The organism is Psychrobacter sp. ER1, assembly GCF_048631835.1.
In the GTDB taxonomy this organism is placed as follows: domain Bacteria; phylum Pseudomonadota; class Gammaproteobacteria; order Pseudomonadales; family Moraxellaceae; genus Psychrobacter.
In genome coordinates, this window is record NZ_CP184640.1 from 2,059,476 (window position 1) to 2,086,441 (window position 26,966).

21 protein-coding genes and 1 pseudogene are annotated in these 26,966 nt (G+C 44.1%); 9 read left to right on the forward strand and 13 right to left on the reverse strand.

Features of this window, described 5'->3' with window-relative positions; genetic code table 11:
* The first annotated feature begins 185 nt into the window (after positions 1 to 185).
* From metK to ACOBWA_RS09570, 3 genes are all read left to right on the forward strand, one after another.
* Positions 186 to 1,352, forward strand: coding sequence for a methionine adenosyltransferase (metK, locus tag ACOBWA_RS09560; protein WP_057760687.1), 1,167 nt, complete (start codon positions 186 to 188; stop codon positions 1,350 to 1,352).
* 76 nt (positions 1,353 to 1,428) lie between these two features.
* Positions 1,429 to 1,785, forward strand: a complete 357-nt coding sequence (locus tag ACOBWA_RS09565; protein ID WP_102078350.1) for a DUF3144 domain-containing protein — start codon at positions 1,429 to 1,431, stop codon at positions 1,783 to 1,785.
* A 234-nt stretch (positions 1,786 to 2,019) separates the two neighbouring features.
* The gene (locus ACOBWA_RS09570; RefSeq protein ID WP_420229214.1) at positions 2,020 to 2,379 is read left to right on the forward strand and encodes a hypothetical protein; all 360 of its coding nucleotides are present in this window, start codon (positions 2,020 to 2,022) and stop codon (positions 2,377 to 2,379) included.
* 137 nt (positions 2,380 to 2,516) lie between these two features.
* Here the strand turns inward: ACOBWA_RS09570 and ACOBWA_RS09575 are convergent, their stop codons facing one another.
* From ACOBWA_RS09575 to ACOBWA_RS09615, 9 genes and pseudogenes are all read right to left on the reverse strand, one after another.
* The gene (locus tag ACOBWA_RS09575) at positions 2,517 to 4,169 is read right to left on the reverse strand and encodes a BCCT family transporter (RefSeq protein WP_057760694.1); all 1,653 of its coding nucleotides are present in this window, start codon (positions 4,167 to 4,169) and stop codon (positions 2,517 to 2,519) included.
* A 241-nt stretch (positions 4,170 to 4,410) separates the two neighbouring features.
* Positions 4,411 to 6,053, reverse strand: a pseudogene (locus tag ACOBWA_RS09580) (BCCT family transporter).
* A 166-nt stretch (positions 6,054 to 6,219) separates the two neighbouring features.
* Positions 6,220 to 7,485: a PQQ-dependent sugar dehydrogenase gene (locus ACOBWA_RS09585; RefSeq protein ID WP_420230755.1), complete on the reverse strand. Its 1,266-nt coding sequence runs from the start codon at positions 7,483 to 7,485 to the stop codon at positions 6,220 to 6,222.
* A 206-nt stretch (positions 7,486 to 7,691) separates the two neighbouring features.
* Positions 7,692 to 10,289 carry an ATP-dependent chaperone ClpB gene (clpB, locus tag ACOBWA_RS09590; RefSeq protein WP_102093810.1) on the reverse strand — a complete coding sequence of 866 codons (2,598 nt, stop codon included), beginning with the start codon at positions 10,287 to 10,289 and terminating at the stop codon, positions 7,692 to 7,694.
* 309 nt (positions 10,290 to 10,598) lie between these two features.
* The gene (locus tag ACOBWA_RS09595) at positions 10,599 to 11,219 is read right to left on the reverse strand and encodes a L,D-transpeptidase family protein (RefSeq protein ID WP_420230756.1); all 621 of its coding nucleotides are present in this window, start codon (positions 11,217 to 11,219) and stop codon (positions 10,599 to 10,601) included.
* 71 nt (positions 11,220 to 11,290) lie between these two features.
* On the reverse strand, positions 11,291 to 12,082 hold the full coding sequence (locus tag ACOBWA_RS09600) for an SDR family NAD(P)-dependent oxidoreductase (protein WP_420229215.1): 792 nt from the start codon (positions 12,080 to 12,082) through the stop codon (positions 11,291 to 11,293).
* Between the two features lie 72 nt (positions 12,083 to 12,154).
* Positions 12,155 to 13,780: an AMP-binding protein gene (locus tag ACOBWA_RS09605; RefSeq protein WP_420229216.1), complete on the reverse strand. Its 1,626-nt coding sequence runs from the start codon at positions 13,778 to 13,780 to the stop codon at positions 12,155 to 12,157.
* 396 nt (positions 13,781 to 14,176) lie between these two features.
* Entirely contained in the window at positions 14,177 to 14,362 is a 186-nt protein-coding gene (locus ACOBWA_RS09610; protein ID WP_420229217.1) for a hypothetical protein, read from the reverse strand.
* Complete coding sequence (locus ACOBWA_RS09615; protein WP_420229218.1) at positions 14,347 to 15,306, reverse strand: DNA topoisomerase IB; 960 nt, start codon at positions 15,304 to 15,306, stop codon at positions 14,347 to 14,349. The genes ACOBWA_RS09610 and ACOBWA_RS09615 overlap by 16 nt, the downstream gene beginning before the upstream one ends.
* 188 nt (positions 15,307 to 15,494) lie before the next feature.
* Between ACOBWA_RS09615 and ACOBWA_RS09620 the strand changes: the two genes are divergently transcribed.
* Positions 15,495 to 15,947, forward strand: coding sequence for a GNAT family N-acetyltransferase (locus ACOBWA_RS09620; RefSeq protein ID WP_420229219.1), 453 nt, complete (start codon positions 15,495 to 15,497; stop codon positions 15,945 to 15,947).
* Between the two features lie 91 nt (positions 15,948 to 16,038).
* On the opposite strand, the gene ACOBWA_RS09625 is transcribed toward ACOBWA_RS09620, so the two are convergent.
* From ACOBWA_RS09625 to ACOBWA_RS09640, 4 genes are all read right to left on the reverse strand, one after another.
* Positions 16,039 to 16,323, reverse strand: a complete 285-nt coding sequence (locus tag ACOBWA_RS09625) for a pyrimidine/purine nucleoside phosphorylase (protein ID WP_420229220.1) — start codon at positions 16,321 to 16,323, stop codon at positions 16,039 to 16,041.
* Positions 16,324 to 16,384: 61 nt separating this feature from the next.
* Positions 16,385 to 17,480, reverse strand: a protein-coding gene (gene prfB, locus ACOBWA_RS09630) for a peptide chain release factor 2 (protein ID WP_102078362.1) whose coding sequence is annotated in 2 segments (ribosomal slippage) — positions 16,385 to 17,407 and positions 17,409 to 17,480 — 1,095 coding nt in all. Because the reading frame shifts where the segments join, the coding sequence is not laid out codon by codon here.
* Positions 17,481 to 17,604: 124 nt separating this feature from the next.
* On the reverse strand, positions 17,605 to 18,306 hold the full coding sequence (locus tag ACOBWA_RS09635) for an HAD family hydrolase (protein WP_420229221.1): 702 nt from the start codon (positions 18,304 to 18,306) through the stop codon (positions 17,605 to 17,607).
* A gap of 175 nt (positions 18,307 to 18,481) precedes the next feature.
* Positions 18,482 to 19,018 carry a gamma carbonic anhydrase family protein gene (locus ACOBWA_RS09640; RefSeq protein ID WP_420229222.1) on the reverse strand — a complete coding sequence of 179 codons (537 nt, stop codon included), beginning with the start codon at positions 19,016 to 19,018 and terminating at the stop codon, positions 18,482 to 18,484.
* A gap of 262 nt (positions 19,019 to 19,280) precedes the next feature.
* Between ACOBWA_RS09640 and ACOBWA_RS09645 the strand changes: the two genes are divergently transcribed.
* From ACOBWA_RS09645 to ACOBWA_RS09665, 5 genes are all read left to right on the forward strand, one after another.
* Positions 19,281 to 19,829 carry a phosphatase PAP2 family protein gene (locus tag ACOBWA_RS09645; protein ID WP_058025191.1) on the forward strand — a complete coding sequence of 183 codons (549 nt, stop codon included), beginning with the start codon at positions 19,281 to 19,283 and terminating at the stop codon, positions 19,827 to 19,829.
* 283 nt (positions 19,830 to 20,112) lie between these two features.
* Positions 20,113 to 21,354, forward strand: coding sequence for a glutamine-hydrolyzing carbamoyl-phosphate synthase small subunit (carA, locus tag ACOBWA_RS09650; RefSeq protein WP_420229223.1), 1,242 nt, complete (start codon positions 20,113 to 20,115; stop codon positions 21,352 to 21,354).
* Positions 21,355 to 21,506: 152 nt separating this feature from the next.
* On the forward strand, positions 21,507 to 24,770 hold the full coding sequence (gene carB, locus ACOBWA_RS09655; protein WP_420229224.1) for a carbamoyl-phosphate synthase large subunit: 3,264 nt from the start codon (positions 21,507 to 21,509) through the stop codon (positions 24,768 to 24,770).
* 330 nt (positions 24,771 to 25,100) lie between these two features.
* Positions 25,101 to 25,577, forward strand: coding sequence for a transcription elongation factor GreA (greA, locus tag ACOBWA_RS09660; RefSeq protein WP_057760725.1), 477 nt, complete (start codon positions 25,101 to 25,103; stop codon positions 25,575 to 25,577).
* Between the two features lie 471 nt (positions 25,578 to 26,048).
* The gene (locus tag ACOBWA_RS09665; protein ID WP_420229225.1) at positions 26,049 to 26,942 is read left to right on the forward strand and encodes a hypothetical protein; all 894 of its coding nucleotides are present in this window, start codon (positions 26,049 to 26,051) and stop codon (positions 26,940 to 26,942) included.
* Positions 26,943 to 26,966: the final 24 nt, after the last annotated feature.

A 26,966-nucleotide genomic window follows, 5' to 3' on the forward strand; every position in this document is an offset into this window, starting at 1 on the left:
TATTGATTGAGTGATAGTCAGCTCACCCTTTGGTCATGTTTATTAGCAAAGATTTTAGTCAAAACTGATTTTAAATTGAGAAATACCGATTATCTGCCGCGTAAATGCGTGGTCAAAATTAATTAGAGCAGCACCCAGATGTGCTGCTTTTCCTACCCTTATTGATTCAATTAAGCGATCCCATTATGCGTGAATACAACTTATTTACCTCAGAATCTGTGAGCGAAGGCCATCCTGACAAAATGGCTGACCAAATATCAGACGCTATCCTTGACGCTATCTTACGTGAAGATCTGCACGCACGTGTGGCATGCGAAACCTTAGTAAAAACAGGCGCAGTCATACTTGCAGGTGAAATCACCACAACGGCAAATATTGATTTAGAGCGTCTGGTTCGTGACACCGTAAATGGCATTGGCTATCACCATTCAGATTTAGGCTTTGATGGCGAGACTTGTGCAGTCATCAATATGCTAGGCAAACAATCTCCTGAAATCGCGCAAGGCGTCGATCGTAGCGACCCTGAAGAGCAAGGTGCAGGTGACCAAGGCTTAATGTTTGGTTATGCCAGTAATGAGACAGAAGTATTGATGCCAGCGCCTATCGAGTATGCCCATCGTTTGATGGAGCGTCAGTCGGAGCTGCGCCGCGCAGGCGAGCTGCCATGGTTGCGTCCAGATGCCAAAGCGCAGGTGACCTTGAAGTATGATGGTAATCGTCCTGTCGCCATCGATGCTGTTGTATTATCAACACAGCATGATCCAAGCATCTCGCAGTCGGATCTACAAGAAGCCGTGATGGAATCTATCATCAAGCAAGTGCTACCAGCTGACCTATTGCACGCTGGCACACGCTATCATATCAACCCAACTGGTAAGTTTGTGATTGGTGGTCCTGTCGGTGATGCTGGTTTGACTGGTCGTAAAATTATCGTTGATACTTACGGCGGCATGGCGCGTCATGGTGGCGGTGCGTTCAGTGGTAAAGATCCTTCAAAAGTGGATCGCAGTGCTGCTTATGCGGTACGTTATGTGGCCAAAAACATCGTAGCTGCAGGTCTTGCTGAGCGCTGTGAAGTGCAGGTCAGCTACGCGATTGGTGTCGCTGAGCCTACTTCTATCTCTGTTAATACTTTTGGTACTAGCAAGATAAGTAACGATGAGATCATTCGCTTGATTCGTACGCATTTTGACCTACGCCCTTACGGCATTACCCGTATGTTGAACTTACTACAACCAATGTATCAGCAGACTGCTACCTTTGGACACTTTGGTCGTCCAGGCTCAGAGACTGCCTTTACGTGGGAAAAAACAGACAAAGCTGATATCTTAAAAGCAGACGCTGGTTTATAAGAGTCACTACTTTAAAACGTTTACCAACCATTTTTATATACTAAAAACTACTGACACTTATTATTAGGAGTTGCTTATGTCTCAAGACAATATTCAAGACCAAAACGCTGATGCTAACATCGAAATCACCCCTGAAATGCAGGCATTTTATCAACGTGCTGACGCTATCATTGGTATCGCCAACAGTCAGCTAGGCCCTGAGGCGCATTCAGGTCAAGTAGGTGCTTCTTTATTGTATGCTGCAGCACGCTATAGCGCGTCAGTTGCCTCTATCGGTTTCGTCAAAGGTGATGATTTCGCCAAAGAAAAAGACGATATCGTCGAGTTTTATGTCAAACAGTATCGCCAGATGCTAAGCGACAATTTAACGGATTATGCTCAAAACTTTGACAAGTACGTGCAGTTAAATCAAGACGACAAACCAGCTGAATAAGCGAATTTCGTCAGTCTAGATGTCTTTCAGTTAAACATGCTGTCGTAATATCAGTATTTGATGGCAGAAAATAAACCCCCAAGCTTAATTGAGCTTGGGGGTTTTTGTATGGTGTTTAAGTGGATAGCTACTGACAAATGAGCTAACATAAATAACTAAACGTTTATCATCAGTAGGCAAATCCATCATCGATAACAGGACACTATCGAATATTATTAATAAGGACGTTTTATTATGAAACGAACTATATCTACTCGTCGATTTTTCACAATTAATCAATTTTCGTTCAAACCATCATTACTGATACTGACTTTAGCCTTAGTTTTAACTGGCTGTAGCTCTATGTCTGATGTAGGCATGTCTGGTCAAACACCTACCCCATCCAGTCCTGATATCAGTCAGCAATTTGAAGGTGCTGCTCTTACTCAGTGTCCACCCGTTAACCCTGCCAACAATATCTGTACGGCACAATATGAACCCATCTGTGTAAAAATGAAAGTTGGATCAGTTGTCAGCTACCGAACGGCTAGTAATGCCTGCTCAGCCTGTAATATCCCCGAAGCCGTTGGTTATACAAAAGGCGAATGCAATTAATCTATAAAGTGATTGTATCTAGATCTGCTGTACTGAAAGCTGCTGTATTGAAAGATTTTTTATTAAAAATATTGAACATCCATAAAAATACCCAGCTTATGACAAGCTGGGTATTTTTGTAGCCATAAAATAAAATATTAAGCATCTTTCTCAAGTGCTGGTGGGCCTTTTAGTAGCTCTTCATCACGGAACTCATTAGCTGAGTTATGCTCTGCTGACTCTTCTGTGGTGAACCATTGCTGATTACGATACAGTATCAAGCGATCGCGACTGAGGCCACGCAATAGAGAATACATCATCACGACGATCACAATAGCAAAAGGAAATCCTGAGACAATCGATGCCGCTTGTAATGCACTTAAGCCACCTGCTGCTAGCAATACAGCAGCAATAACACCTTCAGAACCAGCCCAAAATAAGCGCTGAATCTTTGGTGGATTGGTATCACCACCTGATGTCAGCATATCGATGACAAAACTGGCTGAATCCGATGAGGTAACAAACCATAGGACAATCATCACCACGATGAGCAAGTTGACCGCACCTGTTAATGGATAAGATTCCATCAATTTAAAGATAGCGCTACCTGTATCGGCTTTGACCGCTTCGATCAGACCTGGACTAACTATGTTAGGGTCTGCTGCTGCTACCAACTCCATATTTACTGCAGAACCACCAAAAGCAGTAAACCATAAGAACAATATCGTGATAGGAATTAACAGTACGCCTAATATAAACTCACGGATAGTACGACCACGAGAGATACGTGCAACGAATACCCCAACGAATGGAGACCAGCTAATCCACCATGCCCAATAGAAAATCGTCCAAGAGGCTTGCCAGTTTTCTTCGCCTCTATAAGACTCTGTCCATAGACCTAACGGCACGATTTGATGCAAATAGTTACCGATGTTTTCTACAAAGCTGTTAAAGATAAACTGCGTAGGTCCAAAGATAATCACAAAACTTAGCAATATCACAGTGAACAATATATTGGTATCACTTAGACGCTTGATGCCTTTATCCAATCCCATAAACAGAGATAGCCCTGCTAGCATGGTGATAAGGCCAATCAAAATAATCTGCACCGTAATATTATTGGGTATACCAAATAACGTCTCAAGGCCTGAGTTAATCTGCAAGACGCCAAGACCTAACGTGGTCACTACCCCAAACATCGTACCAAATACGGCGAGCGTATCTACCGTATGTCCCCAACCGCCGTAGATCTTTTTACCCAATATTGGATAAAGTGTCGAACGGATAGCCAGTGGTAAACCTACTCGATAATGAAAATAAGCAAGCGATAGCGCGACCATGCCATATAGCGCCCATACATGTAGACCATAATGTAGGAACGAGATATTCATCGCTTGTTTGGCAGCGGCGACTGTCTCCGCCTCGCCTAATGGTGGTGCCATGAAATGATACAGCGGCTCAGCGGTGCCCCAATAAAGCAGCCCGATACCGATACCTGCTGAAAACAGCATACCAATCCAAGAAACCATATTGTACTCTGGCCTCTCATTCTGATGACCGAGTCTGATATCGCCGTAGCGGCTAAATATCATATAAATACTCATGACCAATGTTAAATTGACCACGACAATAAAGAACCAGCCAAAGCGTAAAGAGACAAATGCTTTTGCTTGGTTAAATACTACTTCTGCTTGTTCGTTGAATAAAGCGCCAAAAATAATGAACGCTAGTATCAAGATTGCTGAAGTCAAAAATACAGGTTTACTTACCCGCGGAAAAGGGCCTAATCGGCCAACTTTTACATGATCCATAGGTATATCCCCAAAAAGTGCGTAACCATACCAAGGTATGAACGAATTATCAAATATAACACCTTGTAAATACTACCGAATGTATAGAAATAGTAGTAACATTTCGGTAATAATTTTCAACAAACCGAATTTGTCCTGAATAAATCTAAGTATCTTCTCCCAATAAAGAAGCCCCAATTTAAAAATAAATTGGGGCTTCTTCTATCAAAAGCTTGAGTAGCTGTCTTACTTTTACCTGCTTTTAGTCACCTTTAACAATCTTAGGTGGTCCTTTTAGTAAATGCTCGTCAACAAACTCATCTGCAGAGTTATGATCTGCTGATTCATCTGTGATAAAGCTTTGCTGCGCTCTATATAGAATCAGACGATCGCGACTCAAACCACGCAGTAGCGCATACATCATGACAAAGACCACTAAGGCAAACGGTAGTCCCGCTACGATGGCAGCTGCCTGCAAAGCAGACAATCCACCAGCCGCTAACAATATAGCAGCGATAATGCCTTCTGTGGTTGCCCAAAACAAACGCTGAATCTTTGGTGGGTTGGTATCACCACCAGCGGTCAGCATGTCAATAACAAAACTGGCCGAATCTGATGAAGTCACAAACCAAAGCATAATCATGACAACAATCATTAACGTAATCGGTTTGGCTAATGGGTAGTACTCAACCAGCTTAAAGATTGCGCTACCGGTATCTGCTTGTACTGCTTCAACCAATCCTGGGCTAATACCTGTCACAGCAGAGGCAAGCTCCATGTGAATAGCCACGCCACCAAAGGTCGTGAACCAAAAAACAAGATAAGCATAGGGATTAATAGCACCCCAAATGTAAACTCACGGATAGTACGACCACGAGAGATACGGGCAATAAAGATACCAACAAATGGTGCCCAGCTTACCCACCATGCCCAATAAAATATTGTCCAAGCGCTTTGCCAATCTGTTCCACTATAAGACTCGCCCCACGTACCCAAAGGTACAATCACGGTAAGATAGTTACCGATATTTTCGATAAAGCTATCAAAGATAAAGAGCGTTGGCCCTAAAGCCACCATAAATACCAATAAAATGATTGTAAAACCGATATTGATATCACTAAGGCGCTTAATACCTTTGTCCAGACCCATCATAACAGAAGCGGCTGCAAGCGCTGTGATGAAAGCTATCAAACCGAACTGTACAGTGAGACTATTCGGCGTGCCAAATAGTTTCTCAAGTCCCGCATTGATCTGCATCACTCCAAGCCCAAGTGAGGTGACCACACCAAACATCGTACCGAACACAGCCAAGACATCGACCGTATGCCCCCAGCGACCATAGATTCTTTTGCCGAGTAAAGGATACAAGGTTGAGCGAATCGATAAAGGCAAACCGCGGCGAAAATGAAAATACGCTAACGACAGTGCCACAATCGTATAAATGCCCCAAGCGTGTAGACCCCAATGCATAAATGAGATATTCATCGCTTGCTTTGCAGCTTCAACCGTTTCGGCCTCGCCCATTGGTGGTGCCATAAAGTGATACAACGGCTCCGCTGTACCCCAATAAACGAGACCAATACCAATGCCAGCAGAGAACAACATACCAATCCAAGAAAACAGATTGTACTGCGGTCGCTCTGTTTGGTTGCCTAAACGAATATCACCATAGCGACTCATTCCTAAGTAAATGCAAAGCCCGAGCGCTGTATTCACTAAGATAATAAATAACCAACCGAACTTATCGGTGATAAAATTCTGTAAAAAACTAAAAACGGCCCCTGCTGTTTCAGTGAAAAGCGCACCGAAAATAATAAATCCAACGATCAACAGTGACGATGTAATAAACACAGGTTTACTCACCCGTGGAAAAGGTCCTAATCTGCCTACTTTTACTTCTTCCATGTGCAAGTCTCAAAATTTAAGGAATATTACCTTAACAAAATAGGCTTTAACTATCAATCAATTACAAAATAAAACTTGATAAAACCTTTAACTTATTCTAATAAGATTGATAGTTTTTTTAAAATGTCTACATAAATACAGATCTAAAAGCAGCTTTATCATGATGTTATTTGGGCAGTAATCTGAGTAATTGTGCATCATTACCATCTTCAAGTGTCCACACTTGCCCGTCTATTGCTAGCACACTGCGTACACGCTCACCCATGTCATAGCGATAACGCTCAGCGGCGGTATTGTCTTCGCTTATGCCAACTACGATAAGCGCTTTAGACGATAAACCACTGATAAGCATATTGCCCTGCCAGCTAGGAAAGTCATTATGAGTACCAGCCGCATAGATGCTCATAGCAGATGGTGATATGACAGGTGTCCAAGTAATTTTGGGTGCCGCAAACTCTGGCTTTGTATCATGGTCAGGAATGTCTAAACCTGAATAATTGCGTCCATTGGATACCACTGGCCAGCCATAGTTGTTACCCTTCTCAATAATATTAAATTCATCCCCGCCCTTTGGTCCCATCTCGTGCGCCCAAAGCTGTCCGCTATCGTCAAATGCCATACCAAGCACATTGCGATGTCCGATGGTCCAAAACTGTTTGGCCAACTCATTATCAGTAAACGGATTGTCTGTCGGGATTTTGCCATCAGGACTCAACCGTATTATCTTACCCAGATTGCCATTCATGTCTTGTGCTGGGTCTTTGTCTTGACGCTCGCCTGAGCTGATATATAGATAGCGGCCATCGGGCGAAAACAGCAGGCGATGACTATAATGTCCTTGCCCTGTGACTTTCGGAGACTGTTGCCAGATAGGCGTGATATCTTGCAACGTAGGTGTGGTTGTCTCTAATCCTGAAAGTGTCGCTTTGATAACTTTAGCGCCAAATCTATTGCTATCAGCTCCTGCCCCTGCTTCCACGTAGCTAAGATAGACGGTATTGGACGTCGCAAAATCTGGAGCCACGATGATGTCGCCTAAGCCGCCTTGACCACCGTAAGCGACTGTAGGCACGCCTTCGATTTTGGTCTTATTACCCGTCGCTGTATCTACGATAAATAGCTCACCTGTTTTTTGTGTTACTAGTAATTTTGGCGCTTCGCTATCTGCAATGGGTAACGCTGTCATGGCCCAAGGCTCATCAAAGGTAGCGATTGCTTTGGTGGTAAAGTCAGGCTTGCTAGTCTTTGTTTGTATAGTGGTTTGAGTGTCGTTAACTGAAGTTGAAACTTCTTTAGACTCCGTTGCGGTACTTTTATTATTGCTAGGACTTACTGTAGAAGGGTTAGAGCACGCGGCAGTGCTAAACAGCAATGCTGCAATAATTAGCGGCGAAGTTAAAGGTATATTTATACGTTCGATATGGGCTGTCATCATTCTGTTTCTCCATTCAATTGATACTTATACTATTAGTCTTTGATTTAGTTATAGCATAGTCCTGAGACTTAAGAGATATCGAAATGGTAAAAAACAGTAACGTAAAACGCGCCTTATAAATAAAAACCCCTTACCTACAATTGTAGATAAGGGGTTTGTTTTAAACGTACAGTTGAGTCATAAAGACGTCAAAGCCAATGACATTAGCTCATTCTAAGCTTATCAAAAGTTAGCTTGTCATCGGCACCTACATCGACTTTGATAATATCACCAGCGACAAAATCACCTGCTAATAGCTTTAATGACAATGGGTTTTCGATCTCTTGTTGAATGGCACGCTTTAAAGGACGAGCGCCATAAACAGGGTCATAACCGACGGCAACCAATTTATTCATCGCGTCGGCTGATAGCTCAATATCCATCTCACGCTCTTGGATACGCTGACGCAAACGATTCAATTGAATATCGGCAATACCTGCCATCTGCGACATACCAAGCGGATGGAATACTACGATTTCATCAATACGGTTGACGAACTCTGGACGGAAATGCTGCCCAACAGAATCCATTACTTCCGCTTTGATATCCTCGTAGCTCTCGCCAACCATTTCTTGTATCTTGTGCGAACCCAAGTTACTGGTCATGATGATCACGGTGTTTTTGAAATCTACTACACGACCTTGCGAATCGGTTAAGCGACCATCATCCAATACTTGTAGCAAGATGTTAAACACATCAGGATGCGCCTTTTCTACTTCATCGAACAATATGACGCTGTATGGCTTACGGCGTACTGCTTCAGTCAACGTACCGCCTTCTTCATAACCGACATAACCTGGAGGCGCGCCTACCAAACGGCTGACACTGTGTTTTTCCATATACTCACTCATGTCGATACGTACGATTGCATCTTCAGAGTCAAACAAGAAATTTGCTAGTGATTTGGTCAGCTCAGTTTTACCAACGCCTGTAGGCCCCAAGAATAAAAACGAGCCTGAAGGACGATTGGGATCAGACAAGCCTGCACGGCTACGACGTACCGCATTGGCCACCGATTCGACCGCTTCGTTTTGACCGATGACGCGCTCATGGAGTTTTTCTTCCATTGCGATCATCTTATCACGCTCGCCTTGCATCATTTTGCTGACTGGAATACCAGTCGCGGCCGCCACCACTTCGGCGATTTCGTTGTCTGTCACCTTGTTACGTAGCAATTTCACACCGCTACCTTCACCTGTCTGCTCTTTTTGCTCAGCCAAGTCAGACTCATGAATACGTCGTTCTAACTGCGGAATAGTTTCGTATTGCAGCTTACTCATGGTCTCATAATCGCCTTCACGGCTAGCTTTGTCATAGGCAATACGAGCTTTATCTAGCTCGTCTTTTAGCTGTTGACTGCCTTTAACCAATGCTTTCTCTGCCTGCCAAACCTCGTTAAGATCAGCATACTCTTTTTCTAATTCTGCTATTTGTGCATCGAGCACTTTACGCTCGGCTTGCGCGCCAGCATCCTCTTCATTTTTGAGCACTTCACGCTGCATTTTTAGCTGAATCAAGCGACTATCGAGCTTACCTAATGATTCAGGTTTACTGTCCATCTCCATGCGCAGACGACTGGCCGCTTCATCAATTAAATCAATCGCCTTATCTGGTAACTTACGATCGGTAATATAGCGATGACTCATACGAGCAGCAGCAATAATGGCACTGTCTTGAATATCGACGCCATGATGCAACTCGTAACGCTCTTTTAGACCCCGTAATATCGCGATGGTATCTTCGACCGTTGGCTCATCGACCAGTACTTTTTGAAAACGACGTTCAAGCGCAGCGTCTTTTTCGATGTACTGGCGGTACTCATCTAATGTCGTCGCTCCGACACAATGCAGCTCACCACGTGCTAGTGCGGGTTTTAGCATATTGCCAGCATCCATCGCGCCTTCAGATTTACCTGCCCCGACCATGGTATGCAGCTCATCGATAAATAAGATGACGTTGCCTTCTTGCTTGGCCAAGTCACTCAATACGCTTTTGAGGCGCTCTTCAAACTCACCGCGGAATTTCGCTCCTGCAATAAGCGCACCTAAATCTAATGACAACACTTCTTTACGGCGTAGACCTTCTGGTACATCACCATTGATGATTTTTTGTGCCAAGCCTTCGACGATAGCCGTCTTACCGACGCCCGGCTCACCGATGAGCACAGGGTTGTTTTTGGTACGGCGTGACAGTACTTGAATGGTACGGCGAATCTCTTCGTCACGGCCAATGACTGGATCTAGCTTACCAAGCTCTGCTTGTTCAGTCAGGTTGATCGTGTACTTGTTGAGTGCATCACGCTGATCTTCGGCGTTTTGGTTATTCACTGTATCATCGCCGCGCAATTGCTCAATCACCGCTTTTAGTTTGCTTGCCGTTACGCCAGCACTTTCAAATATCTTTTTGGTTTCGCCTTGTTCGGCGAGTGCCAACATCACCCATTCTGTTGCGATAAAATCATCGCCTTCTTTTTGCGCCTGACGATCTGCCAAATTCAAGATTTTTACCGAGTTTGGATTTAGATTGACGTCACCTGTCGGCTCCGAAATCGTTGCTTGGTTATCCAATGCTTTGGCAACGCCATTTTTTAGCGCTGGAATAGAAGCACCTGCTTGTTGGCAGATAGATAAATTAGATTCATCTTGTAGCAACACGGCAAGCAAATGCACAGGATCAATGCCTGTATGATCGCGCCCTAACGCTAGGCTTTGTGCTTCTTGAATGGCGGACTGCAGTTTTTGAGTAAACTTCTCAAATCTCATATCTATATCCTTTTATAATTGGTATTCTCAGTAGCACCTCTAAGGATTATCTTAGTCTAGTGCCTACTGTTATCTGTCACTTATATAAGGTATATATACACCTATTTCAAGACGATTGCTAAATAAAACCTTACTTAAAACAATGATATTAATTATTAATAATATTTAAATGAGCTATTAATATTAGTTAAAAGTAGTTAAAAGGTAAGAAACGCTATTCTATCAATGCAAATAAAAGATAAATCTCCATTAAATACGCTAATGAATAATGCATCTACTTAATATAAATTAGATAACAATCCGACTATTCTACTCCACGATTTCGATAGGAGTACCAAGTGTCACTGCATCCATAATTTCATCCATCTCATCATTGGCAACAGCGATACAGCCATCTGTCCAATCACGTCGTTGATTAAACAATGCCAAATACCCAAAGCCATTCATTTGCCCATGAATCATAATATCGCCACCTGGATTGACCCCTAATGACTTTGCTCGTGCCTTGTCCTCATCATTGGGATAGCTAATATGAATAGAGCGATGCGCAATAGAGTTCTCATTTTTATAATCTAAGGTATAAATCCCAACGGGCGTACGCTGGTCGCCCTCTTGTTGCTTGTGACCTGATGGACTTTCCCCTAGCGCAATACGATACGACCTAATAACTTTACCATCGCTCATCAGTTTTAAGATTCGATCTGATTTGTCGACGAAGACTCGGTCAATCACTATAGAAGGAGGAATGGGATTTTTATTTTTTGAGGTGCTTTTGGCATAAGCAATAGCGCTGGTGCTGACAATGGCAGCAAGACTAAGGCCAATGATAATGGGCAGCCAAGGCGTACGCTGCTCATTTGATGAGTAATATTTTCTATAAAAAATGGCATAGACTTTGGTTCCTATAATTAATTTCTTGTCATTAATCATATGTATCAAAGCACTATGCCAGATTCTATAGATACGTTTTGTGTAAAAGTAATGAATCACTCACTAGACTGCTACACCATGCGAATCGCACCATCTAAGCGAATAACTTCACCATTTAGATAAGCATTATCGATGATATGAGTCACCAACTTGGCAAACTCATTGGGAGCGCCTAAACGTTTAGGATATGGTACACCTGCCTCTAGCTGTTCGCGTGCTTTTTCGGGAATACTCTCCATCATCGGTGTAGCAAAGACACCTGGTGCGATGGTCATCACGCGAATACCATGACGTGCCAGCTCACGAGCAAGCGGTAAGGTCAGACCAACCACACCTGCTTTAGACGATGAATAGCTTGCTTGTCCTACTTGACCGTCAAAGGCTGCGATAGATGCTGTATTAATAATAATGCCTTGATCTATGTTCTTCTCTACATAGTCACCTGTACTGCTATCATTCGCTATGCGCTTGGCAATGCTAGCAGCTACCAAACGAGCGACGTTGAATGAACCGACCAGATTGATATTGACCCCGCGGCTAAATGCCTCAAGGTCTGCCGGATTGTTATCGCGATCTAGCAGTTTTTGTACCACTACGATACCAGCACAGTTGATTGAACCTTGCAAACCACCGAAAGCTGACTCTGCCATTTCGACCGCTGATTGTACTTCATCGCCATTAGTTATATCACAGCGTACAAAGCGCGCATTATCACCTAACTCAGCGACTAATGCTTGCCCAGCAGATTCATTTAAATCAGCAATAACGACGTTACCACCTTGCTCTACAATCGCCCGAGCCACTGACTCACCCAAACCTGATGCACCGCCTGTGACCAAAAAGCTGTTTTCTTTAACTTGCATGATTATTCCTTTAAATTTTTGCTTTTTATTAGATGTTTTTCTATTGAATGTATAGACGCTTTACTAACTCATTTATGCAGCAGACAGACTACGCAGCAAAAAGCGTTGAATCTTACCACTTGGCGTTTTTGGTAACTCGGTCACAAACTCAACCTCACGCGGATAGGCATGAGTGGATAGGCGTTTGCGTACCAGCTCTTGGATTTCTTTGGCGATTTTCTCACTGCCTTCGATGCCATCTTTTAGCACCACATAAGACTTGATGGTATGGCCGCGCACTTCATCTGGCACGCCTACCGCCGCAGATTCTGCTACTGCTTCATGCTCTAATACGGTATTTTCGACATCAGTAGGCCCTACGCGGTAACCTGCGGTAATAATGATGTCATCATCACGGCCTGAGAACCAGTAACTGCCGTCACTATGACGCTCGACCACGTCGCCTGTCAGATAGTAATCATCTACAAAGGCTTGTTTTTCATTCCAGCTATAGCCACGGAAATAAAACGCAGGTGACTGACTGACCACGACTGCCAGTTGCCCTTGCTCACCATCCGGCAGTACATTCATATCATCATCTAATACGACTAGCGTATGACCTGGTAGTGCCATACCCATCGAACCAACAGGACAGTCATGCGCCAATGCATGATGTGCACAGCAAGTCATGCCAGTCTCTGTTTGGCCATATTGGTCTTTGACTTGGCACGCCAGATAGGTTTCAACCCAGTTGACCACTTCGGTATTCAATGTCTCCCCTGCCGAGTTGGCACAGCGTAAAGACAGCTTAGTATTAGTATCGTTATGAGCGCCTTCATCAACACTATCAAACACACCACTAGATTTCATCATTCGAAACGCAGTTGGTGAAGAGGCTAAATTTGTAATCTTATGACGCACTATAAAATCACGGGTATTAGTCGCGTCAAATCCTGCTTCATTAAAATAAGTGGTAATACCCAGTAGCAGAGGCCCCGTGATGGCATAGTACAATCCGTACGCCCAGCCTGGATCTGCCATGTTCCAGTACTGATCATCTTCGCGTAGGTCGATGGCATAACGCATATATAGGTAAAAAGCAGGTAATGCGGCTAACGGAACGCTGACGCCTTTTGATTTACCGACTGTACCAGAGGTAAACATTTGCAAAAATGGCGCGTCCGTATCAAGCATCATAGGTTCAAACGTTTGCAGCTGTGCTGCCATAGACTGGCTATAGTGATCATCACCCCATGTCTGGGCATCCTCCACACTGCCGACCAATACCATTTTTGTTTGCTCAGCCAAGTCTTCAAACTTGCTGCGATTTTCTAGGTTAGTAAAAACGACTTTGGTATCGGCTTTGTCCATCCGATATTTGATGGAGTCATAGCCAAAAGCAGTAAATAGCGGCTGATATACGGCTCCGATACGCCATGTCGCCAATACAACGGTTAGCAGCTCGGGCGTGCGCGGTAGCATGGTCGCGACTTGGTCACCGACTTGTACGCCATAAGACAATAGTAAGTTAGCGACTTGCGCACTCGCCGCATCTAGCTCAGCAAAGCTCATACGAGTCACGTTGCCGGAGGTATCTTCATGCACTAGCGCGGCATTGTCAGCGCGACCGTCACGTACATGACGACCACAGCATGCCATATAGGCATTCAACCGATCGTCTACCTGCGTGCCAAAGATTTCTGACAGCAGCGCATTCATGTCGAAGTTATTATAATAATCGGTATAGTTTTTGGTGTGATGGTAGCGTCTACATCAACGATCGTAGGAGTTTGAAAGGCGGTGTTCATAAGCTAATCCTTTAGCAATAGCAGATAACTGGTAAAATGGTGGTTATGATTGTAAAACGGTCACATCCTATAGACCGTTTAATATCTTCGTATTTATCATGCTCTATTAGTAACGCATTTCTACGTTTATTTCAATACATAACGTATCATTTTTATTTTATAGAAATAAAGATAATCTATAACTAATTATCATTAATTCGCTATAAGTCCGCGAAGACACCTACAATCAATAGCCAAAGTACTGCCACATATTTTCAATTTCCTATTAAAGAATTAACACCTCAATATTATTATCTACAACCTCAACTTAAACATCAGCTCTTAAAAACCCTAAAAATGCTTTTTCTTCACAGCTTTGGTATTTTTTGGTTCGACCACGACGTGCTTGTTTGTAAGTTTCAAAAAACTGCCCTGCCAAAAAACGCTCAATGACAATGGGATGAATATAAGAGGCACGGCATACGGTCGGCGTGTTACCTAGCTCTGCTGCCACACTTTTACCATATCAGTGACTAATTGCTGTCGCTCAGCGCTTTCTGGTGCACTGGCTAGTATGTTAGCGCCTGCAGACGTTTGTAGTTCGTCATAAAGGTAGCTTGCTGCGAGTACACTGGCCATCCATGTACGAAAATCCTTTGCACTGTACATCCTGCTTTCGCAGTCCATGCCGCACGTATGCATCCGTAAGTAGTCATTGATATCGCTACTGTCAACGACTTGCTTATGACCGTTGTCGTCTAGATATTTGAATATTTGATAGCCTGGCAGCTCAGAACAGGCCTGAACGATGTCAATCAATCGCTCGTCTTGCAGCTCAATGTGGTGTTCTTTTGCGCTTTTGCCGACAAAATCAAATGCCAGTCCATTGTCGGTTTCACTGACATGCTTGCTGCGTAGCGTACTCAGACCATAGCTTTTATTTTGCTTAGCGTAGCGGCTATTCCCAATACGAATCAAAGTGGTCTCTAGCAATTTAACGACGGCAGCAAGCACATTGGTGCGTGATAAGGACTTTGCTTCCAAATCTGCCTCCACCTGCGCGCGTAGATTGGGTAGCGCCTCTGCAAATCCTATCATCGCATCAAACTTTGCTTGGTCGCGAATATTGTTCCATGAGGGATGATACAAGTATTGTTTGCGCGATTTTTCGTCTCGCCCTGTTGATTGCAGATGGCCTCGTTCGTCTTGGCATATCCACACCTCTGACCACATAGGCGGTATCACCAATGCATCAAAACGCTGACGCAATGCTTTGTCTTTGACCGTGTTGCCCGTTGCATCACGATAAGTAAAGCCGCGACCCCAACGCCTACGCTCGTAGCCTGGTTCGTCATCACTCACATAACGCAAATTGGCACGGCGTGCGAGATGCTCGTAATCATGACGCACGTCTTTGGTCATTGTTTGCTGGTTTGCCTTTACTGTTGCCTTTGTCATAAACCTGTATACCTTTGAGAATTCATGGTTTTAGCATAATTAATGACGGTAATTTTTGCTGTTTATTTGGCACAGACAAAGTGTAATCCTGTGTAAAATAAAGCAGTGATAAAAATAGCGATACGGGTTCTAAATGCTGTATTTTTGAGGCATAATTCAGCACTACTCACGACTTAAGTTTATAAAAAATGGACCATTCACCTGTGAAAATAAAGGCACTCGCCCTCGCCGATCATGATCTTTGGGCGCACTTATGGCAAAACTATCTGACATTTTATGAGACCAATTTGCCGTCAAGCACGACGGAGACGACGTGGCGCAATCTGCTTGATGATGACATCCCTGTTTATGGATTTGGGGCGTGGAGAGAGGATGTTTTGGTAGGCATTACCCATGTGGTACTGCATCCCAACACATGGAATACTAACGCATGTTGTTACTTAGAAGATTTATACGTCGCGAATAATGTCCGTGGTCAAGGCGTAGGACGTGCACTGATTGAACATGTATACTCCTTTGCTAAGGATAAGGACTGCAACCGTGTCTACTGGACGACACAAGAAAGCAACACCGCCGCTCGTAAACTCTATGATGCCATTGCGACTCAGACAGATATGGTTCAGTACCGTAAGGACTTATAAAGAGTGAGCTAGAGAATGAAATGCCCACAAAAAAGCCAAGCATAAAATACTTGGCGTTTTTCGTTTTGATACTGCTATAACTTAGAAGTCGTTATTTACCGTATACACATAAGTAAGCGGTTTCGACGTCTACTTTTACCTGAAACTTTTGGTTAGCTTCAACGGTGAACTGCTCGCCAGCGTTAAAGGTTTGCCACTCATCACCCTCTGGTAGCTTGACGGTCAATGCGCCACTTACCACACTCATGGTTTCAAATTCACTGGTGCCAAACTCATACTCACCAATTTCCATGACGCCGACAGTCGCAGGCTTAGTAGCCGTTTGAAAGGCAATAGAAGTCACTTTATCATCAAAATAATTATTAACGCTTGGCATAATTTTCCTTAATTAAATATTGGTTACTATTTTAAAGCGGCTACTTATTTAAAACAGCCTTTTACAATCCTGCTTTTAGACTCGCTTCAATAAACTGATCGAGGTCACCATCTAGTACGGCACCGGTGTTAAAGGTTTCAACACCCGTACGCAAATCCTTGATACGAGAGTCATCGAGCACGTATGAGCGAATTTGACTGCCCCAGCCAACATCAGACTTACCGTCTTCTACCGCTTGCTGTGATTCCATACGTTTTTGCATTTCAAGCTCATAAAGCTTAGCACGTAGCATTTTCATCGCCGTGGCTTTGTTACCATGTTGACTACGCTCATTCTGACAGGTCACTACCACGCCCGACGGCTCATGGGTAATACGTACCGCAGAATCTGTCGTGTTTACGTGCTGGCCACCCGCTCCAGATGAGCGATAGGTATCGATACGCAAGTCAGCTGGATTGATATCAATCTCGACGTTATCATCGATTTCAGGTGAGACAAATACCGCTGCAAACGAGGTATGACGACCATTATTACTATCAAATGGAGATTTACGCACCAAACGGTGGACGCCAATCTCGGTACGCAACCAACCAAACGCATAATCGCCTTTGATCTCAATCGTTGCCGACTTAATACCAGCCACGCTGCCTGAAGATACTTCAATCACATCTACTTTAAAGCCATGAGCTTCTGCCCAGCGCGTATACATGCGTAGTAGCATTTCAGCCCAATCTTGCGCTTCAGTACCGCCACTGCCCGACTGAATATCTAAGTAGCAGTTATTTGGATCCATCTCACCGCTAAACATCCGACGGAATTCTAAATCAGCAACACGTTTCTCAGCGCTATCTAGCTCGCTCTGCACATCGGCTAGCAATGACTCATCTTCTGCTTCGACTGCCAACTCTAGCATGGCAGACGCGTCTTCTAGTGTCGTCTCAAGAGAGACCACCACATCGATAACACCATCAAGGTGACTTTTTTCTTTATTAATTTTGGTCGCACGCTCTGGATCGTTCCATAGCTCGGGGTTTTCTAACTCTAAATTAACTTCTTCTAAGCGTTCTTGCTTACCATCGAAGTCAAAGATACCTCCGCAAGTCCTGACCACGCTCTGATAAATCTTTAATCTGCTCTTGATACGGATTGATTTCCATAAATGTTCCTGTTTTTCTAATAAAATAAATAACGCATGTGGCGCTATTTTAAATGAGATTGAGACTAAATGGTTCGCTAATTGTCGCTATTGCCAATGTTGCTACTATTACTAGCTTAAATAATCTAGATCGACCAATCTTCTACTGCCCAGCGATGGGCCAAAGCATGCGCATGTAACGCATCATCAGGTGACACGCAAACGGCCACATCTGCCCATTCGAGCAATGGGATGTCGTTCTTAGAATCTGAATACGCATACGTTTTTTCAAAGGTAACACCAGCTAACTGCTGCTTATTCACCCATTTGTCTAGATGATATATCTTACCTTCTTTAAAATTGGGCTTGTCTGCTAACTTACCTGTATAGCGATTGTCTTTTATCTCGAGCGGTGTTGATAACACATTGGCGGCTTCTATACCAAAACGTTTGGCAATGGCGGACACCACAAAATCATTGGTCGCGGAGATAATCACCACATCGTGCCCTTGCTCAATATGCTGACACAATACTTCCATCGCTTTTGGGCGAATATGTGGCTCGATTTCACTTTTGATATAGTCTTCTCTTAGCTCATCGAGTCTCTCAAGCGGTAGACTGCTCAAAAACTGCGCGACAAACTCATTATATTCTGTTGCGTCTAGTGTGCCCTCTATATAGTCATTATAGAACTTTTGATTGGCAGTGCGGTACTGCGCCTCATCGACAAGGTCATGCTTGACGATATATTCGCCCCAAAGATAATCGCTATCGACATCGAGTAACGTATGATCTAAATCAAATAACGCCAGTTGCTTTTGTTGTTTTTGTGCTGGATCTGCCTGCATAGTGAGACCTTATCGTTAATTGCGAAAAAATATGAGTAATTTTATAAAAGTGATCTAATAAAGAAATATAAGAATGGTTATTAAATAAGAGTGACAGCATTGAGCAAGCCCAGCTGCCATCCCTATAATATTTTTTAGAGTCTGCTTCGTCTATATAGACTGGTTTTGTCTGTCTTTAATCAGGCATCGCCACTGCTGTCAATCCTGTTTTGAATTTTTGGCAACGCTCAGCATAATGTAGCGCTGACATTTTTAGCATCGCTGCTTGCTCATCTGTCAGCGTCTTGACTACTTTTGCAGGTGCGCCCATCACTAGCGAGTTATCTGGGATGACCTGACCTTCAGTAATTAAGGCTTTCGCCCCTATCAGGCAATTTTTACCGATCTTGGCATTATTGAGTACCACAGCACCGATACCAATCAGGCTGTTATCACCAATCTCACAGCCATGTAGCATAGCCAGATGGCCGATAGTCACGTAGTTACCAATGGTCACTTTGACACCTGCATCGGTATGAATCACGCTATTCTCTTGGACATTACTATAGTCACCGATATGAATACGATCATTGTCACCGCGTATCACCGCACCAAACCACACATTGGCTTGATGACCTAAATATACATCGCCCATCACTTGCGCTGAATCTGCCACCCAACCGTTGAATGGCACAGCAAACTCAGGGGTTTTGTCTAAATATTTAAATATCATCGTTTTTCCTTAGTAAGGATAATGTTATTTTGGAGTAAGTGATTGGTTATACCACAATCATTTTTATGCTTATTTGATTCGCATGTCAAAGAACCATCTCACTTTGGACCATAGCCATAAAAAATATATTTTACAGTATACAATCCTATTTAATACCTTATCGTGTGTCCACTTTATAGTACAATTAGCAAGGCCAACATTCTCATTTTGCTATCGTAGCGCCTGCCCTAACAAGTACCGCTACCCTACTAAGGACGCATCCATGCTTCGCGAAACACACGTACCTATTATCTTGTTGGCAAGTAGTGTGATCATCACCGCGCCCAGTTATGCTGAAGATACCTCAAGTTTGGAGAGAGCCGGTGACATTGTTGCGGTTGCCATACCTGCCATTGCTTATGGCAGCACACATTATATGAATGATAAAGAGGGACGTCAGCAATTTTATCAATCATTTGCTACCAATCTTGCCGTGACCTATGCTGTGAAGTCAACTATTAATAAAGAGCGCCCTGACCATAGCGACAATGACTCCTTCCCATCAGGACATACTTCTTTGGCATTTCAGGGCGCAAGCTTCATTCATAAACGCTATGGATTAGAATATAGTATTCCAGCTTATGTTGGCGCAACTTTTGTGGGTTATAGCCGCGTTAAAGCGGAAAAACATGATGTGGCTGATGTATTTGCTGGTGCAGCACTAGGGGTTGCCAGTAGTATGTATTTGACCAAAAGCTATAACGATCAGCTTCTCATCACAACCAATCTTGCGCCTGACTATTACGGGCTGTCTGTCCACTACCAGTTTTAATCACTCAGTTTGCCCTTGATACTAGCCATAAGTTACTATTTTGTATATAATACGCAAAATCTGTGCCTAAGCGAGCGGACATGATGCAAGTTACCTATTCACTATCGAGTGAGTTTTGTAGTTTTCATCAATAATGTCTTCTCGCTTTTTTGTGGAAAATTTTTGTGTGCCGTCTTTTATTACTTCTATATGACAACAGTCAAATGCCGTAAATAAAAGGATACGGAGCAATTTTAGACCAACAAAACATGATGGCACTCACCAATAATAGCGGAGGCAATCCTTGAATTCATCGGTAGAAACACAAGCAATTTTGGCACTAGCAGACGGTACAATTTTTCGCGGTGTCAGTATCGGCAGCCTAGGTCATCGTGTTGGTGAAGTGGTATTTAATACCGCCATGACAGGGTATCAAGAAATTCTAACCGATCCAAGTTATGCGCGACAGCTGGTGACCCTAACTTATCCGCATATCGGTAATACTGGCACCAACGCCGAGGACACCGAGTCTGGTAATGGACAAAAAGTATGGGCGGACGGTCTGATTATCCGTGACGCCACCATGGCCACTTCTAACTTCCGCAACTCTGAATCGCTTAGCGACTATCTACAACGTAACAATACCGTCGCTATCGCTGAAATTGATACGCGTCAATTAACCCGCCTATTGCGCGATAAGGGTGCACAAAACGGCTGTATCATGACTGCCTCAAACGGCGAGACTATCAGCAGCGACGACGAGCAAAAAGCGATCGAGTTAGCGAAAGGCTTTGCAGGTCTAAAAGGCATGGACTTGGCAAAAGAATGCTGCACTACAGAAAATTTCGAGTGGACAGCAGGTACTTGGGACTTGTCAGACACCCTACTCAACCGTGATATCCCTGGCAGTCATGATAGCGGTACTGGCGGCTTCTTTAAGCAACTCGGCACTCACATCGATTCTAAATACAACGTCGTCGCTTATGACTTCGGTAGCAAAACCAACATCCTACGCATGCTCGTCGACCGCGGTTGTCACGTGACGGTTGTACCAGCACAGACCCCTATCGCAGACGTGCTAGCAATGAACCCAGATGGCATCTTCTTATCAAACGGCCCTGGTGATCCTGCAGCTTGTGATTACGCAATCGATGCGGTACGCCATATCATTGAGCAAACTGACGTGCCAACGTTTGGCATCTGCTTAGGCCATCAGCTAATTGGTTTGGCTAGCGGTGCAAATACTATCAAAATGAAAACGGGCCATCATGGTGCCAACCATCCAGTACAAGACTTAGCGACTGGTACGGTTATGATTACCAGTCAAAACCATGGCTTTGCGGTTGATGAAGACACGCTACCTGACAACGTTAAATCTACTCATCGCTCACTGTTTGATGGTACTAACCAAGGTATCGAGTTGACCAACAAGCCTGTATTTAGCTTCCAAGGTCACCCAGAAGCCAGCCCTGGTCCACATGACTGCGCGCCATTGTTTGATAAGTTTGCGGATATGATGGAACAGTCTAAAACTGCCCAAGCGTAAACGGTTGATTATAACTACATAATAAGTAAACGCTTGAGTCGTCCCTAGCGGTTCAAGCGGCATTAAATAAGCACTGCAAGTATAAAACGCCTTGAGCGTTATCAAAAATAAAGATTACTCAAATTATCACCCAAACGAAGGTAGCTCTAACTATGCCAAAACGTACCGACATAAAAAGCATTCTTATCATTGGCGCAGGCCCTATCGTCATCGGCCAAGCATGTGAGTTTGACTATTCAGGCGCACAGGCGTGTAAAGCACTAAAAGAAGAAGGCTACCGCGTCATCTTGGTCAACTCAAACCCTGCGACCATCATGACTGATCCTGTTATGGCTGACGCGACCTATATCGAGCCGATTACTTGGCAAACCGTTGAGCAAATCATTGCCAAAGAACGTCCAGATGCAATCTTGCCAACGATGGGCGGACAGACGGCTCTAAACTGTGCGCTAGAGCTAGACAAGCACGGTGTATTGACTAAGTATAACTGCGAGTTGATTGGTGCAACCAAAGACTCAATCGAAATGGCAGAAGACCGCAACTTGTTTGATAAAGCCATGAAGCGTATCGGCCTTGAGTGCCCTCGCGCTGAAACGGCTGAAACCATGGAAGAAGCCTTTGCGACTCAAGAAAAAATGGGCTATCCATGTATCATTCGTCCATCATTCACGATGGGCGGTTCAGGCGGCGGTATCGCTTATAACCGCGATGAGTTCATTGAAATCTGCGAGCGTGGTTTTGATTTGTCTCCAAACCATCAATTATTGATCGATGAGTCATTGATTGGTTGGAAAGAATACGAGATGGAAGTGGTTCGTGACAAAAACGACAACTGCATCATCATCTGCGCCATCGAAAACTTTGACCCAATGGGCGTGCATACAGGCGACTCAATCACCGTCGCACCAGCACAGACCTTGACCGACAAAGAATACCAAATCATGCGTAATGCGTCATTAGCAGTACTGCGTGAAATCGGTGTAGAAACGGGCGGCTCAAATGTACAGTTCGGTATCAACCCTGATACCGGTCGCATGGTCGTCATCGAGATGAACCCACGTGTATCACGCTCGTCTGCCCTAGCCTCAAAAGCCACTGGCTTCCCGATTGCCAAAATCGCAGCGAAACTGGCCATTGGTTACACACTAGATGAATTGCAAAATGACATCACTGGTGGCAAAACGCCAGCCAGCTTTGAGCCTGCGCTTGATTATGTTGTGACTAAGATACCTCGTTTTAACTTCGAAAAATTCCCACAAGCAGACAACATCCTATCGACTCAGATGAAATCAGTCGGTGAAGTGATGGCAATCGGTCGTAACTTCCAAGAGTCGATGCAAAAAGCACTGCGCGGCATGGAAACAGGTGCGGATGGCTTTGACGAGCAAATTGACTTGTTAAAAGTAAGCGCCGAAAAAGCGCGTAGCGAAATTATTAACCGCCTAACCATTCCAACACCTGAGCGTATCTACTACGTTGCTGATGCATTCCGCGTCGGTATGAGTGTCGATGACGTGTTTAATTTTACCAAGATTGACCCATGGTTCTTGGTACAGATCGAAGACATCGTCAAAACAGAAGCTACCGTAAAATCACTTGGTTTTGGCGGCTTGAACGAGAAAAATCTACGTAGCTTTAAACGTAAAGGTTTATCAGATTTGCGCTTGGCTAAATTGCTTGGCATCTCACAAAAGCAACTTCGTAAAAAGCGTTGGGATCTGAACGTCTATCCAGTCTATAAGCGTGTTGATACGTGCGCCGCAGAGTTTGCGACCAGCACCGCTTATATGTACTCAACCTACGATAGCGAATGTGAAGCGAACCCAACAGACAAAAAGAAAATCATGGTCATCGGCGGCGGTCCTAACCGTATTGGTCAAGGTATTGAGTTTGATTACTGCTGTGTACACGCAGCGCTTGCCATGCGTGAAGATGGTTATGAGACCATTATGGTCAACTGTAACCCTGAAACGGTTTCAACCGATTATGACACTTCTGACCGTCTATACTTTGAGCCAATCACGTTAGAAGACGTGTTAGAGATCGTTCGTATCGAAAATCCTGATGGCGTGATTGTACAGTTCGGTGGTCAAACGCCATTGAAACTTGCTCGTGCACTAGAGTCAGCAGGCGTCAAAATCATCGGTACTAGCCCAGATGCAATCGACCGTGCCGAAGACCGTGAGCGCTTCCAGCATATGATTCAGCAGCTAAACCTAGTACAGCCATCAAACGCTCTAGCAACCAGCTTAGAAGACGGTTTGGTTAAAGCAAAAGACGTAGGCTATCCATTGGTTGTACGTCCATCTTATGTATTAGGTGGCCGCGCGATGGAAATCGTCTATAACGAAGACGAGCTAAGACACTATCTACGTACTGCGGTACAAGCATCGAATGAAGCACCTGTCCTACTAGATCGTTTCTTAGATGATGCTATCGAAGTTGACGTAGACTGTGTATGTGATGGTACTGATGTCGTTATCGGCGGTATCATGCAGCATATCGAACAGGCTGGCGTTCACTCAGGTGACTCAGCATGCTCACTGCCGCCATACTCACTGTCTAAAGAGTTATGTGACGTGATGCGCGCACAGACAGTTGCTATGGCAAAAGAGCTAGGCGTTATCGGTCTAATGAACGTACAGTTCGCGGTAAAAGGCGAAACGGTATACATCCTAGAAGTGAACCCACGTGCTGCACGTACAGTACCGTTCGTCTCTAAGTGTATCGGTACTTCGTTAGCACAGGTTGCTGCGCGCTGTATGGCTGGTACTTCGCTTAAAGATCAAGGCTTTACTACTGAGATTGTCCCAGCATTCTATGCGGTCAAAGAAGCGGTATTCCCATTCGCTAAGTTTCCAGGTGTTGACCCAATCTTGAGTCCTGAGATGAAATCAACGGGCGAAGTTATGGGCGTGGGCAAAACCTTTGGCGAAGCATTCTACAAGGCCATTATCGGTAGTAATGAGCGTCTGCCAGGTCTACCGACTGAAGGCGAAACAAAAACCGTCTTTATCTCAGTTCGTGACAGCGACAAAGCCCAAATTGCTCCGATTGCTCGTCAGCTTGCAGACTTTGGCTTTAAGATTGTCTCGACCACTGGCACGCAAAAAGTACTAAGCGAGGCTGGTATCGAAAGTCAACAAATCAACAAGGTCACTGAAGGTCGTCCGCATATCGTTGATGCCTTGAAAAATGGCAAAATCGACCTTATCATCAATACTACTGAAGGTAAGCAAGCTCAAGAGGATTCGTTCTCTATTCGCCGCAGTGCGCTACAGGGCAAAGTATTCTACGTCACCACGTTAGGTGCCGCTGATGCCGTCTGCAAATCTTATGCGATTGACTTACCGTTTGATGTCTATAAGTTACAAGATTTGCATGAGCAAGCAAAGTCTATTGACGTGGCTGAATAATTTCAGTAGATTAAGCATAACCGTTAGGCTTGCCTAAAAGCTCACTCAAGTATCGTTGTTTGCTTTAAATATAGCCAACCATGCTTGAGGAACGATACCTTTACCGTGATAGACCTAAAAAGCATAGTGGCTAAATTGCGACTATGCTTTTTATTACGTAAGCTTAAGTGCGCCTATGCTTGAATTGAGGTGAGATACACTCATAAATGATGGCCAACTTATTCATTACATCGTCTTAATTATCACTCTTTTATATTTTATATCCATTGCAACAACACTGACACCATCTCATTATGAGGTGGTGTGGTGTTATTGGTTTAAGGAAAAAACATGCAACGTTACCCAATGACTCCGCAAGGACACGCGGCTCTAGAAGCCGAATTAAAACAGCTAAAAAGTGTCGACCGTCCACGCATCACAGCATCGATTGCTGAAGCACGCGAACACGGCGATTTGAAAGAAAATGCTGAATACCATGCTGCCCGTGAGCAGCAAGGTTTTTGTGAAGCACGTATTCGTGACATCGAAGCCAAACTTGGCGGTGCTCAAGTCATCGATCCTTCGACACTGCCAAAAGAAGGCCGTATTGTATTTGGCGTTAGCGTCGTGATCGAAAACATGGACACTGAAGAAGAAAAACAGTACAAAATCGTTGGCGATGATGAAGCTGACTTTAAAGCTGGCAAAATCTCAGTCAACTCACCAATCGCTCGTGGTTTGATTGGTAAGTTTGAAGGCGACGAAGTGCGCATCGAAACGCCAAAGGGCGTGGTTGAATATGAAGTCATGAAAGTTATATACGACTAATAGCTACACTACGTTCTAATCTATAAACTTGATGTTCTCAAAGATAGACAGTTTGAGAAATGACTTTTAGATAATAGTTTTTATGACAATGATTGTGACTAGCGACTTAGTTATGCAATTCCATAGATGAAAGCCGTACTACACATAGATAGCATTTATACCGTTTCGGTTACACAATGCTGCTTTTATCCATGATTTGTTTTGGCGCATAATTATTTGAGTTTGAGTGCACCACAGCTTTAGTATTAACTCTATTCAGTAAGAAATAGTTAAGATTGAATAGCTTTTATACAAGTGAGTATTGCGGCGCTTATACTAAAAATAATGATGGTCTGATCGCATACATAGGCTAACATCAGCACTACTACCCTCGTTATTTGGCATATTTTTCGGTGTCATTTAGCGGGGGTTTTGTTTATCTAAGCATTATCTATTGTTGTATTACTTACTATTATTTTTGAGGAGTCTTTTATGATTATGAACGATGGTTTTCAGGCATCAACTGCTAAAACGACTATGGCAAAAAATACAGCTATGTCTGCAATGCTAGCAGGTATCATGTTGGCCGCATCATCGGCCAATGCTGCCCCTGAGATTGCCATTAGCTCCTCTGCGAGCGGTAGCACCACGGTGGTCGAGCAATACTCTGATGGCAACACTGCTACGATTACGGCGACGCCAAACGGTATCACCATGCAAGACGGCATGCCGTACGCAGTGACTCAGGTGACCACTGTGCCACGCTACGTCGTGCGTCAGTCTCCTGTTGTCCAAGGTACGACGACCGTTACTAGCGTACCAGTGACTAACTCTATTACCAACAAGGTCACTAAAGTAGATGTGATTACCACGCCTGCCAGCAGCGTGACGCAAGTACTGCCTGTCGCAACCAACGTCACCCCACCAGTGATTATGCAGCAGCCATTGACCAATCAAGTGACGACAACGACGACAACTTTGGATACGTTGCAACTGACCCCGACCTTTAGCACGCCTGGCGTAGTCAATGCCAACACCAAAGTCATGAAAATTCTAAAAAATGCTGATGGACGTGAAGTTGCCGTTCCTGCCAATCATATTGCCCCAGGCGATGTGATCGAGTATCACACCACTTATACCAACACCACAGCACAGCCGGTCAATGACATCAACGCAATGATTTCATTACCAAGTGGCGTCCAGTTAGTCTCGTTGAATAGTCCTCTGCCGACGCTTGCCACCACTGGCGGAGACAGCTATCAAACCATTCAGCAAGTTGGCAATACGGTGGTTGTCCAAGAAAACTACTCTGGTCTGAAATGGAACTTGGTGAACTTTGATGCCAATGCGGCCAAAACCGTCGTCATACGTGCCAAGGTTCAATAAACATTAAACTGTCGCATACTATTA